Consider the following 12576-nt stretch of genomic DNA (forward strand, 5'->3'; position numbering starts at 1 on the left):
GTCTCCGTTATTGGTGGGCGAGCCGGGCGGCCATGTCGGCGTCCACACACGCCTGGATGACCGGATCGAGATCGCCGTCGAGCACCTGGTCCAGGTTGTACGCCTTGTAGCCCACGCGGTGGTCGGAAATCCGGTTTTCCGCGAAGTTGTACGTCCGGATGCGCTCGGAGCGGTCCACCGTGCGGACCTGGCTGCGGCGCACGTCGGAGGCCTCCTTGTCGGCCTCCTCCTGCGCCGCGGCGAGCATCCGCGCGCGCAGGATGCGCATGGCCGACTCCTTGTTCTGGAGCTGGCTCTTCTCGTTCTGGCAGGAGACCACGATGCCGGTGGGCAGGTGCGTGATGCGCACCGCGGAGTCGGTGGTGTTGACCGACTGTCCGCCGGGACCGGACGAGCGGTACACGTCGATGCGCAGGTCGTTGGCGTTGATCTCGACCTCGACGTCCTCCGCCTCGGGCAGGACCAGGACGCCGGCCGCGGAGGTGTGGATGCGGCCCTGCGACTCGGTGGCGGGCACACGCTGTACGCGGTGCACGCCGCCCTCGAACTTCAGTCGGGCGTAGACGCCCTCGCCGGGCGCCGGGTTGCCCTTGGTCTTCACCGCGACCTGGACGTCCTTGTAGCCGCCGAGATCGGACTCGTTGGACTCGAGGATCTCGGTCTTCCAGCCCGCGCGTTCGGCGTAGCGCAGGTACATCCGCAGCAGGTCGCCCGCGAACAGGGCGGATTCCTCGCCGCCCTCGCCCGCCTTGACCTCCAGGATCACGTCCTTGTCGTCGGCCGGGTCGCGCGGCACGAGCAGTCGGCGCAGCTTCTCCGCGCACTCCTCGCGGCGCTCCTCGGCCTCGGCCGCCTCGGCGGCGAAGTCCGGGTCCTCGGCGACCAGTTCGCGGGCCGCCTCGACGTCGTCGCCGGCGCTCGACCACTGCCGGTAGGCGTCCACGATCGGCCCCAGTTCGGCGTAGCGCCGCCCGAGGGTGCGCGCGCGCGTCTGGTCGGCGTGCACGGCCGGGTCGGCGAGTTGCCGCTCCAGGTCGGCGTGCTCGGCGAGCAGGTCGTCCATCGCCTCGAACACTGGGGGCTCCTCTGGTTGTGGCCGCGAACTCGGCGGGATCGGTGACGACGGGGCTACCGGAGCCGGACGGACTTTGGGGACCGGCTCGTGGTGAACGGCTTCCGGAGACAAACGAACGGCGCCGGAGGGGCGGGGCGGACCTTGGACAAGGCCCACCGCTCCTCCGGCGCCGCAGGGTCGCTACTTCTTGCCGGCCACCGGCTGCGTACCGAAACGCTTCTCGAAGCGCGCCACCCGGCCGCCCGTGTCGAGGATCTTCTGCTTCCCCGTGTAGAACGGGTGACACTGCGAACAGACCTCGACGCGGATCTGGCCGCTCGTCGCGGTGCTGTGCGTGGTGAACGTCGAGCCACAGCCGCAGGTGACGGTGGTCTCCACGTACTCGGGGTGGATGTCGGGCTTCACGGGAGTCTCCTTGAGGTTCGGGAGGGCGCCGGGTCGTACGCCCGAATGGGCATCACGTGAACCGGGGCCGACAGAGCAGTCTGCCAGGAGGGGGCGACCGGACCCAAATCAGGGTCTGTACCGCCCAACCACGACCGGGGTCGCGGCATTCCCTCCCGGCGGACGTGCTGCCATGTCGTACGTATGACGAATCGCTGATCGACCGGTCGTTCGGCATCGGCGTGGTCTCGCGACCGCGCTGATCCGGGGTGCGACCCCCGGACCCCACGCCCGGGCCCCGCTAGTCGTTCGGCATCGGCGTGGTCTTCTGGATCTGCATGAGGAACTCGCCGTTGCTCTTGGTCTTCTTCATCTTGTCCAGGAGCAGTTCGATCGCCTGCTGCTGGTCGAGCGCGTGCAGCACCCGGCGCAGCTTCCAGACCACCGCGAGTTCGTCGTGCGCCATCAGGATCTCTTCCTTGCGGGTGCTGGACGCGTCCACGTCCACCGCCGGGAAGATGCGCTTGTCGGCGAGCTTGCGGTCGAGCTTGAGCTCCATGTTGCCGGTGCCCTTGAACTCCTCGAAGATCACCTCGTCCATGCGCGAGCCGGTCTCGACGAGCGCGGTGGCGAGGATGGTCAGCGAGCCGCCGTTCTCGATGTTGCGCGCGGCGCCGAAGAACTTCTTCGGCGGGTACAGCGCGGTCGAGTCGACACCACCGGACAGGATGCGGCCGGAGGCGGGCGCCGCGAGGTTGTACGCGCGGCCCAGGCGGGTGATCGAGTCGAGCAGCACGACCACGTCGTGGCCCAGCTCGACCAGGCGCTTGGCCCGCTCGATGGCCAGCTCGGCGACGATCGTGTGGTCCTCGGCGGGGCGGTCGAAGGTCGAGGAGATGACCTCGCCCTTCACCGACCGCTGCATGTCGGTGACCTCTTCGGGGCGCTCGTCCACGAGCACGACCATCAGGTGGCACTCGGGGTTGTTCACGGTGATCGCGTTGGCGATCGCCTGGAGCACCATCGTCTTGCCCGCCTTCGGCGGCGCGACGATCAGACCGCGCTGGCCCTTGCCGATCGGCGACACGAGGTCGATGATCCGCGTGGTCAGCGCGCTGGAGTCGGTCTCCAGGCGCAGCCGGTCCTGCGGGTACAGGGGGGTCAGCTTGTTGAAGTCGGCGCGCTGGCGGGCCTGTTCCGGCTCCATGCCGTTGACCGTGTCCAGCCGCACGAGGGCGTTGAACTTCTCCCGGCGCTCGCCGTCGCGCGGCTGACGCACCGCGCCGACGATCGCGTCACCCTTGCGCAGGCCGTTCTTGCGGACCTGGGCGAGCGAGACGTACACGTCGTTGGAGCCGGGCAGGTAGCCCGAGGTCCGCACGAAGGCGTAGTTGTCGAGGATGTCCAGGATGCCCGCGACGGGGACCAGGACGTCGTCGTCGGCCAGCACGGGCTCGTTGGTCTCGAAGCCCTCACGGCCGCCGCGACGACGGTTGCGGTCGCGGTAGCGGCCACGACGCCGACGGCCGCCGCCCTCGAAGTCGTCGTCGTCCAGCGGGCCGTTGTCCTGCTGCTGCTGTTGTTGCTGCTGCTTGCCGCGCTCGCCGCGCTCGGCCCGGTCGCCGCGGTCGTTGCCGCGGTCGCCACGCTCGCCGCGCTCGTTGCCCCGCTCGCCGCGTTCCGCACGCTCACCGCGCTCGGTCCGCTCGCCGCGCTCGTTGCCCCGCTCGCCGCGGTCGCGCCGGTTCTGGCCGCGCTCGCGCCGCTCGCGGCGGCCCTCGCGCTCGCCGCCCTCGCGCTGCTCGCCCTGCTCCTCGGCGGGGCGCTCGGCGCGCTCGGCCCGCTCGCCACGACGGCGCGTGCCGGTCTCGGCGACCTCGGCGGTCGGCTCGCCCTGCTCGCGCCGCCCGCGCCCGTTGGCGGGCGCCTCGGCGGCGGCCTGCTCGGGGATCTCGATCTGCGCGGCGGTCTCGACCGCGACCCGCGTCCGGGCGGCCCGGCGGGTCCGGGTGGGCGCCTCCGCGGCCGGCGCCTCGGCGACGGCGGGGGCCTCGGCGGGCGCCGCGCCGTTGTCCGCCGCGGTGGCGGCGGCGGCCTTCGCCTTGGTCGCCCGGGCCGGCTTCGTGGCGGCAGCGGCGGCGGGAGCGGCGTCCGAACCACCCTGCTTCGCCTGGATGGCCTCGATCAGCTGGCTCTTGCGCATGCGGCCGGTGCCGCTGATGCCGAGACCGGTGGCGACCTGCTGCAGCTCCGCCAGCACCATGCCGTTGAGGCCGGTGCCCGTCGAGCGGCGGCGCCGCGTGGCGGGAGCGGGGGCGTCCGCGGTGGCAGCCGCGTCACCCGAGGCGGACGCGGCCTGCGGCGTTGCGTCCATGAGTTCGGTGGTGTCGCTCACGAAGGGTCCTTCCCTGGAGCGGGCGTCGGCCTTGAGGGGGCTCGGCGACCGGTTGTGCTGTCCGTCCCGCTTCCAGTGCGGTCCGGTGCGGTGGTCCGCCGGATGGCGGGAATCGTCGAAAATGTGCCCGGTACTGCGAGGATCGGGCTCATGTATGCCTGTGGGGGCTCGTATTCCTGTAGGGGCTCGATTTCCTGCGAAGGAACAGCCCTCGGGTCCCCGGGATGAGCTCGACGCGGCGCGGTGGTCCCGCCGGTCTGTATCGGGGAGCCACGTTCGTCACGAAGGACAGACAGGAGGGGAAACTCCCAAAGGATCGTGGCCACAGAGCACCGAACGCGCCCAACCCCATACGGGCGGAGGATCTGGTGCGGTGATGACGCTAACACTACCGGACCCAAGAGACATTCCCCCACCCCATCGCTCCCCCGGCGCAGCCCATTTTTCCTGCGGTAGTGCAGTGGAGTGAACGGATCCACCGCCGTCGCCGACCCGCCGCCCGGCTGCGCCGAGTGTGCCGCCGGTCCGGTTCCGACCTACCGGGCGTACTGCCAACGAACGGCGAGTACGCAGGTCACGCCAGTGGCATGACGCTTGCTCCGGCCCCGTCCACGTCCAATTGCCGAACCACCCAATCGGGCCCGGCAGTGCCGATCGCCTCGTCCACGCGGTCCGGTGTGACCAGGGCGAGTACGGTCGGCCCCGCGCCGGAGACGACCGCGGCCATCCCCTGTGCGCGCAGCTTGTCGATCAATTCGGCGCTCGCCGGCATCGCGGGCGCCCGGTACGTCTGGTGCAGTCGATCCTCGGTCGCGGCGAAGAGCAGGTCGGGCCGCGTGGTGAGCGCGGTGACCAGCAGCGCGGCGCGCGCCGCGTTGGCCGAGGCGTCGCGGTGGGTCACCTTGGCCGGCAGCAGACCGCGCGCGACCTCGGTGGACAGCGGGGTGGAAGGTACGAACACGACGGGAGATATACCCCGGTCGGGGCTCGATCGCACCGCCCGGGGGCCGTCCTCGTCGGTCCACGCGATGGTGAAGCCGCCGAGCAGACACGCCGCGACGTTGTCCGGATGGCCTTCGAGTTCGGTGGCCAGGGCGAGCGCGGCCTCGTCGTCGAGCCGCTCGGCGCCGCCTATGGTCAGCGCCCGGGCGGCGATCACCCCGGCGCAGATGGCGGCGGCCGACGAGCCCAGGCCGCGGCCGTGCGGGATGCGATTGGCGCAGACGACGTCCAGGCCGGGCGGGCGACCGCCCATCGCCTCGAACGCGGCGTGGGCCGCGCGAACGACCAGGTGGTTCTCGTCGCGGGACAGGTCGTCGGCGCCCTCACCTGCGATGTCGATCGACAAGCCCTCGTCGGCGACCCGGATCGCGACGTCGTCGTACAGTCCGAGCGCGAGTCCGAACGCGTCGAACCCGGGACCCAGGTTGGCGCTCGTGGCCGGGATGCGAACCCGGACGGGGGCGGCACGGAATGCGGGGCCGGCCATACGCGTGGACACTCCTCCTCGTGGAGTTCCGGGCACCTTCGCGGGACGGTCCGAACCGGTGGCGCGTTCGGGAATTCGCGGGTGCTGCGGAACGGCAGGAACAGACGCGAGACTCGGGCGGCATGCGCCGCGGAACGAGTGGAAGGTCGCGTCCGGTGATCAGCCTACCGAAGGTGCGTTCCCTCGCGGGACACCGTAACCACCGCGTCGTGGGATTGGTACCGGAAATGGGATCGAAAAGGACCGAGGGCGGTCGACGGTCGATCATGGGCCGACCTGATTCGATCTTGTTGCCGATCGTGCTCCGATCGGGTGTTCCTGCCGGGGGCGTGCCCGAATGCTCGCGCCGGACGGCCGCCGCGCGGGTCGGGCCGGGGCGCCGACCAGCCACTTCGGACGGATGTGCCGACGGGCGCCCGTGCGGGTGGCGACGTCGGGTACGCCCGCCGAGCGGCCGGCCGGGGCGGTCGTGAAGCTCGCCCGGGGGTGTCCCGCTCGGTCGATCGACCGGCGAATTTTCCCGAGTCGCACGCTTGGTCGGCGGCTTTCCCGGCCGATATTCGCGGGTGTGCGGCTTCGGAGGGAATTCGACTTCGGGAGTGTCGGCCGCGCGGGTATCGACTTCGCGGGGACGACTCGGCCTATGTGGGTGTTACACGTATCGGTGGCGAAGTCGATGGTTGTCGCGCGTGTCGGCCGAGGCACGTGCGCGTCGTCACGCGTGCGCGCGTCGTCGTGGCGCCTGTGCGCGTCTTCGTGGCATGCGCGCGCGTCTTCTCGTGGCACGTGCGCGTCGGCCACCCGCTTTCGTGGGTGGCCGACGCGTCGTGGTCGGTGCGGCGGCGCCGGCGCGGTGCCGAGGGTGGTCAGTCCAGGCCGAGTTGCGCGGCCGCGGCGGCGGCGTCGATCGGGACGACGATCGGCTTGGGCGCGCCGGCGACGGCCCAGTCGGGGTCCTTGAGGCCGTTGCCGGTGACCGTGCACACGATCCGCTGACCCGGGTCGACCCGGCCCTGTTCGGCCGCCTGGAGCAATCCGGCCACACTCGCGGCGGACGCCGGCTCGACGAAGACGCCCTCCTGCGCGGCCAGGAGCCGGTACGCCGACAGGATCTGACGGTCGGTCACCGACTCGATGTGGCCGCCGGATTCGTCCCGCGCGGCGATCGCGAGGTCCCACGAGGCGGGGTTGCCGATCCGGATCGCGGTGGCGATCGTCTGCGGCGAGAGCACCGGCGCGCCCTTCACCAGCGGCGCCGAACCGGCCGCCTGGTAACCCCACATGCGCGGGCGGCGGGTGGCGAGGCCGTCGGCGGCGTACTCGTTGTAGCCCTTCCAGTACGCGGTGATGTTGCCCGCGTTGCCGACCGGCAGGACGTGGATGTCGGGCGCGTCGCCGAGCATGTCCACGATCTCGAAGGCGGCGGTCTTCTGGCCCTCGATGCGCACCGGGTTGACCGAGTTCACCAGCGCGACCGGATACTTTTCGGCCAGATCGCGGGCGAGGGTCAGGCAGTCGTCGAAGTTGCCGTCGACCTGCAGGATGCGCGCGCCGTGCACGAGGGCCTGGCCCATCTTGCCGAGCGCGATCTTGCCCTGCGGGACGAGGACGGCGCACACCATGCCGGCGCGCACCGCGTATGCCGCGGCGGAGGCCGAGGTGTTGCCGGTGGAGGCGCAGATGACCGCCTGGGCGCCCGCCTCCTTGGCCTTGGAGATGGCCATCGTCATCCCGCGGTCCTTGAAGGACCCGGTCGGGTTGGCCCCCTCGACCTTGAGGTGAACATCACATCCGGTGCGCTCGGAGAGCACCTGGGCCGGGACCAGCGGCGTGCCACCCTCACGCAGGGTGACCACCGGTGTGCTCGCCGAGACCGGCAGTCGGTCGCGGTATTCCTCGATGACCCCGCGCCACTGTGTGGTGCGGACGCCTTCCTTGAGCGCGCTCACGGTCCTCTACTCCCCTTCGACCCGCATGATGCCTGCGATGTCACGGACGATGTCCATACCGCGCAGATCGGCGACGGTCGCCGCGAGCGCGGCGTCGGTGGCGGTATGGGTGACGATCACGAGTGTGGCATCCCCGTCCCGGCCCTGTTGACGCACCGTGTCGATGGACACGTCGTGCTGGGCGAAGACCGCGGCGACCTGGGCCAGTACACCGGCGCGGTCGGCCACGTCCAGACTCAGGTGGTAGCGGGTGCGGGCGATGCCCACCGGCTGCGGGGTGAGCGCCGCGTAGGCCGACTCGCCGGGCCCGGTGGCGCCGGAGAGCTTGTTGCGGCAGACCGCGACCAGGTCGCCCAGGACCGCGCTGGCGGTCGGCGCGCCACCCGCGCCGGGGCCGTAGAACATCAGCTGCCCGGCCGCCTCCGACTCGACGAAGACGGCGTTGTACGCCTCGCGCACCGACGCGAGCGGGTGCGAACGCGGGATCATCGCGGGGTGCACGCGAGCGCTCACGCTCTGTCCGTCGGCGCCGCGCTCGCAGATCGCGAGCAGTTTCACCACACAGTCCATCGCCTTGGCCGAGGCCACGTCGGCGGCGCTGACCTCGGTGATCCCCTCGCGGTACACGTCGGCTGCGGTCACCCGGGTGTGGAACGCCAGGCCGGCCAGGATCGCGGCCTTGGCGGCGGCGTCGAAGCCCTCGATGTCGGCCGTGGGGTCGGCCTCGGCGTAGCCGAGCGCGGTGGCCTCGTCCAGCGCCTCGGCGAAGCCGGCGCCGGTGGAGTCCATCCGGTCCAGGATGAAGTTGGTGGTGCCGTTGACGATGCCGAGCACCCGCTCGACCTTGTCGCCGGCCAACGACTCGCGCAGCGGGCGCAGGAGCGGGATGGCGCCGGCGACGGCGGCCTCGTAGTAGAGGTCCACGCCGTGTTTCGCGGCGGCGGCGTGCAGCGTCGAGCCGTCCTCGGCGAGCAGGGCCTTGTTGGCGGAGACCACGGAGGCGCCGTGTTCCATCGCGGACAGGATCAGGCCGCGGGCGGGCTCGATGCCGCCGATCACCTCGACCACCACGTCGACGTCGTCGCGTTTGACGAGTTCGACGGCGTCGGTGGTGATCAGCGCGGGGTCGATGCCCGCGCGCTCGCGCCCACCCCGGCGTACGGCCACGCCGGCGAGTTCGATGGGGGCCCCGATCCGGGCGGCGAGGTCGGTCGCGTGCGTCGTCATGATGCGGGCCACTTCGGAGCCGACCACACCACAACCGAGCAGCGCCACCTTCAGCGGCTGCGTACGCATCATCCGACCTCACTTCTCGAAGACAAAGGTTGTCCGAGTCTGCCGCCCCGGCGGGTTTCCGGCGACGGGCAGTGCCGACAAGTGTCGCTCGGATCAGGCCCCGAACCGGCTCCGGTCCAGGATCCGAGACGGGAATTCTTGCGGCTCGGCTTGGTGTCGACGGGATTTTCTCCCGTGATTTTCTCCCGTGTGCGGGGGCCGCCGGACGGCGGCCCCCGACCGGGTGTCCCGCTCAGCCGACGTCGAGGGCCAGCAGGTCCGCTTCGGTCTCGCGGCGCACGATCACGCGCGCCTCGCCGTCGCGTACCGCGATCACCGGCGGGCGGGTCACGTGGTTGTAGTTGCTGGCCATCGAGCGGCAGTAGGCGCCGGTGGCGGGCACCGCGATCAGGTCGCCGGGGGCCAGGTCGGCGGGCAGGTACGCGTCGCGCACGACGATGTCGCCGGACTCGCAGTGCCGGCCGACCACACGCGAGAGCATCGGCGCGGCGTCGCTGGTCCGGGAGACGAGCGTCACGGTGTACTCGGCGTCGTAGAGCGCGGTGCGGATGTTGTCCGACATCCCGCCGTCGACGCTGACGTAGGTGCGCAGGCCCTCCAGGGGCTTGATGGTGCCCACCTCGTACAGGGTGAACGTGCCCGGTCCGGCGATCGCCCGGCCGGGTTCGACCGAGAGCCGGGGCGCGGCCAGGCCGGCCGCCGCGCACTCGCGGCGCACGATGTCCAGGAGCGAGGCGGCGATGGTGGCCGGCCGCTGCGGGTCGTCGGCGGAGGTGTAGGCGATGCCGAGGCCGCCGCCGAGGTCGATCTCGGGCAACTCGACCCCGTGCTCGTCGCGGACCGCGACCAGCAGGCCGACCACGCGGCGCGCGGCGACCTCGAAGCCGGCCGTGTCGAAGATCTGCGAGCCGATGTGCGAGTGCAGGCCGATCAGTTCGAGCGAGTCGAGCTTGCGGATCCGGCGCACCGCCTCGGCGGCCTGCCCGTCGGCGAGCGAGAAGCCGAACTTCTGGTCCTCGTGCGCGGTGGCGATGAACTCGTGGGTGTGCGCCTCGACCCCGACGGTGATCCGGACCAGCACCTTCTGCCGGACGCCGCGCCGGTCGGCCAGGAAGGCGAGTCGGCTGATCTCCTCGAAGGAGTCGACCACGATCCGGCCGACGCCGGCGTCCAGGGCGCGGTCGAGTTCGTCGGTGGACTTGTTGTTGCCGTGGAAGGCGATCCGGGCCGGGTCCATGCCGGCGGACAGCGCGATGGCGAGTTCGCCGGCGGTGCACACGTCCAGGTTCAGGCCCTCCTCGGCGATCCAGCGCACCAGCGCGCGGCAGAGGAAGGCCTTGCCGGCGTAGAACACGTCGGCGCCCTCGAACGCCTCGCGCCAGTCCCGACAACGGGCCCGGAAGTCGGCCTCGTCCAGGATGTAGGCGGGGGTGCCGAACTCGCGGGCCAGGTCGCGTACGTCCAGACCGGCGACGGTGACCACGCCGTCGGTCCCGCGCGCGGCGGTGGTGGGCCAGATCTTCGGGTCGAGCAGGGCCAGGTCCTCCGGCGCGACGGGCGGTGCGCCGTCGGGCAGGACGTCCGCGTGGCGGGGACCGGCGGGGTGGGCGGAGCGGCTCATGTCGTGGTGCTCCCCTTGGGGTCAGGGCGTCGGTGGGTGTGGTCGGTGTCCGTCGGCGGGTGTCCGACGGTCGGTATCCGGTCGTGGGTGTCCGTCCGTGCGTCGGGGCGGGTACGACCGAAGGCCGGGCAAGTACCTCCGCCCGGCCTTCGACCTGTCGCCTGTTGCGTTGTGACGATCCGTCACATGCGCTCGGGGGCGGACACCCCCAGGAGGGCGAGGCCGTTGGCCACCACGGTTTTCGCGGCTTCGGCCAGCCACATTCGGGCGTACGTCAGGTCGGTGACCGCTTCCTCGCCCTTCGGCAGGATCTGACAGTGGTCGTAGAAGCGGTGGTACGTGCCGGCCAACTGCTCGAGGTAGCGCGCGACGTGGTGCGGCTCGCGCATCTCGGCGGCCTTGGCGACCACGCGCGGGAACTCGCCGAGCATGCCGAGCAGGTCGGACTCCCACTCGGTGGAGAGCAGTTCCGGCTTGAACTCGCCCTTGACGATGCCGCGTTCGGCCGCCTTGCGCTCGACGGAGGACATCCGCGCGTGCGCGTACTGAACGTAGAAGACCGGGTTCTCGTTCTTGTGCGACGTGAGGATGTCGATGTCGAGGGTGATGGTGGAGTCGGTGGACGAGCGGGCCAGCGAGTAGCGTGCCGCGTCGACGCCGATCCACTCCACGACGTCGTCGATGGTGATGATGTTGCCCGCGCGCTTGGACATCCGGACCTCTTCGCCGGCGCGCATCATCTTCACGAACTGGCCGACGATGACCTCGATGTTGTGCTCGGGGTCGTCGCCCGCGCAGGCCACGATCGCCTTGAGCCGCCCGACGTAGCCGTGGTGGTCGGCGCCGAGCATGTACACGGCGACCTCGTTGCCCCGGTCGCGCTTGTTCAGGTAGTACGCGGCGTCGGAGGCGAAGTAGGTCTTCTCGCCGTCGGACTTGATCAGGACCCGGTCCTTGTCGTCCCCGTAGTCCGTGGTGCGCAGCCAGATCGCGCCGTTGTCGTCGTAGACGTGGCCCTGCTCGCGCAGCCGCTCGATCGCCTTCTCCACCGCGCCGGACGCGTGCAGCGTGGTCTCGGAGAACCAGACGTCGAAGTGCGCGCCGAAGTTCTCCATGGAGCGCTGGATCTCGGCGACCATCAGCCGCAGTCCGGTGGCCCGGAAGATCTTCTCCTGGAGGGCCTCGTCCATGCCCAGCACGTCGGGGTGCTCGGCGAGGATGTCGGCGGCGATGTCGTTGATGTACGCGCCGACGTAGCCGTCCTCGGGCACGGGCCGCTTGTTCGCCGCCGCCATCAGCGACTTGCCGAACTTGTCGATCTGTACGCCGGCGTCGTTGATGTAGTACTCGGTCGTGACGTCGGCGCCGGACGCGCGCAGGATCCGCCCGAGCGAGTCGCCGACGGCGGCCCAGCGCACCCCGCCGATGTGGATCGGCCCGGTCGGGTTGGCGGACACGAATTCGAGGTTGATCTTCAGCCCGTCGAACGCGTTGTTGCTGCCGTAGTCGGCGCCGGCGTCGACGATGGCGCGGGCCAGCTCGCCCTGGGCGGCCGTGTCGACGGTGATGTTGAGGAAGCCGGGACCGGCCACGTCGACCTTCGCGATGCCGGGCACCTGCGCGATGCGCGCGGCCAACAGCTCGGCGATCTCCCGCGGCGCCCGCTTCGCCGGCTTCGCGAGCTGCAGCGCGATGTTCGTCGCGTAGTCGCCGTGCTCGCGGTTCTTCGGTCGCTCCACCGTCGTGCTCTCGGGCACGGCAACGGCGAGCTCGCCCGCCTCGACGGCGGCACGAACCGCGGACAACACTGACTGCGAAAGCTCTGCGGGGGTCACGCGCACAAGGGTAGGCGACCCGCCGACCGACCCGCCCGGCGGGCGGGGTAGGTCATTCGGGTGACAGTTCCGGCGACAACGCCCGCACGAGGCGAATCAACTGCTCGGGATGAAACGGCTTGGTCAGATACCCGTCCACACCCACCGCCCGCGCCCGGGAAAAATCCTCGTCCTGCGCGCAGGCACTGATCATCAGGATCTTCAGCCCCTTGGTCCGCGGATCCGCCCGCAACCGCGCGGCCGTCCCGATCCCATCCAGATGCGGCATGACCACGTCGAGCGTCACCAGATCCGGCCGCACCTCGTGCACGAGCCGCAGACACTCCTCACCATCGCGGGCGGTGGTCACCACGAACCCCTCCAGCCGCAGATTGACCGCGATCAGCTGCCGAATCACCTCGTCGTCATCCACGACAAGGACCCGCGCCGCCTCACCACCAATCCCGCCCACGCCAGTGAGGTTAGGCCCCCCACACCCACGAGGGGGCCCGATCCGCACATCTCGTCCACACCCCGTCCACCCCCAACCCCA

At 71.0% G+C, this 12576-nt stretch carries 9 protein-coding genes; all 9 read right to left on the bottom strand.

Annotated features, from left to right (window positions below; genetic code table 11):
• Positions 1–7: 7 nt before the first annotated feature.
• The 9 genes from prfA to EMA17_RS14025 all read right to left on the bottom strand — a co-directional run bounded on the left by prfA (position 8) and on the right by EMA17_RS14025 (position 12486).
• Positions 8–1063, bottom strand: a complete 1056-nt coding sequence (prfA, locus tag EMA17_RS13985; protein WP_371863002.1) for a peptide chain release factor 1 — start codon at positions 1061–1063, stop codon at positions 8–10.
• 192 nt (positions 1064–1255) lie between these two features.
• Complete coding sequence (gene rpmE, locus EMA17_RS13990; RefSeq protein WP_078975440.1) at positions 1256–1480, bottom strand: 50S ribosomal protein L31; 225 nt, start codon at positions 1478–1480, stop codon at positions 1256–1258.
• 280 nt (positions 1481–1760) lie between these two features.
• Positions 1761–3854, bottom strand: coding sequence for a transcription termination factor Rho (gene rho / locus EMA17_RS13995; RefSeq protein ID WP_174861359.1), 2094 nt, complete (start codon positions 3852–3854; stop codon positions 1761–1763).
• Positions 3855–4428: 574 nt separating this feature from the next.
• Entirely contained in the window at positions 4429–5343 is a 915-nt protein-coding gene (gene thrB / locus EMA17_RS14000; protein ID WP_126637320.1) for a homoserine kinase, read from the bottom strand.
• A gap of 866 nt (positions 5344–6209) precedes the next feature.
• Positions 6210–7292: a threonine synthase gene (thrC, locus tag EMA17_RS14005; RefSeq protein ID WP_126637321.1), complete on the bottom strand. Its 1083-nt coding sequence runs from the start codon at positions 7290–7292 to the stop codon at positions 6210–6212.
• Between the two features lie 6 nt (positions 7293–7298).
• Positions 7299–8591 (bottom strand): homoserine dehydrogenase, encoded by a 1293-nt coding sequence (locus EMA17_RS14010; RefSeq protein WP_126637322.1) that lies wholly within the window; start codon positions 8589–8591, stop codon positions 7299–7301.
• 229 nt (positions 8592–8820) lie between these two features.
• Entirely contained in the window at positions 8821–10209 is a 1389-nt protein-coding gene (gene lysA, locus EMA17_RS14015; protein ID WP_126637323.1) for a diaminopimelate decarboxylase, read from the bottom strand.
• Between the two features lie 182 nt (positions 10210–10391).
• Positions 10392–12044 (bottom strand): arginine--tRNA ligase, encoded by a 1653-nt coding sequence (gene argS / locus EMA17_RS14020; RefSeq protein ID WP_126637324.1) that lies wholly within the window; start codon positions 12042–12044, stop codon positions 10392–10394.
• A 52-nt stretch (positions 12045–12096) separates the two neighbouring features.
• The gene (locus EMA17_RS14025; RefSeq protein ID WP_126637586.1) at positions 12097–12486 is read right to left on the bottom strand and encodes a response regulator; all 390 of its coding nucleotides are present in this window, start codon (positions 12484–12486) and stop codon (positions 12097–12099) included.
• Between the last annotated feature and the right edge of the window lie 90 nt (positions 12487–12576).

The sequence above is a fragment of the Embleya hyalina genome, from assembly GCF_003967355.1.
Classification (GTDB): Bacteria; Actinomycetota; Actinomycetes; order Streptomycetales; family Streptomycetaceae; genus Embleya; species Embleya hyalina.

Coding starts and splice junctions, on each gene's coding strand:
- prfA (WP_371863002.1), bottom strand. CDS start 1,063: ATGGACGACCTGCTCGCCGAGCACGCCGACCTGGAGCGGCAACTCGCC.
- thrB (WP_126637320.1), bottom strand. CDS start 5,343: ATGGCCGGCCCCGCATTCCGTGCCGCCCCCGTCCGGGTTCGCATCCCG.
- EMA17_RS14010 (WP_126637322.1), bottom strand. CDS start 8,591: ATGATGCGTACGCAGCCGCTGAAGGTGGCGCTGCTCGGTTGTGGTGTG.
- lysA (WP_126637323.1), bottom strand. CDS start 10,209: ATGAGCCGCTCCGCCCACCCCGCCGGTCCCCGCCACGCGGACGTCCTG.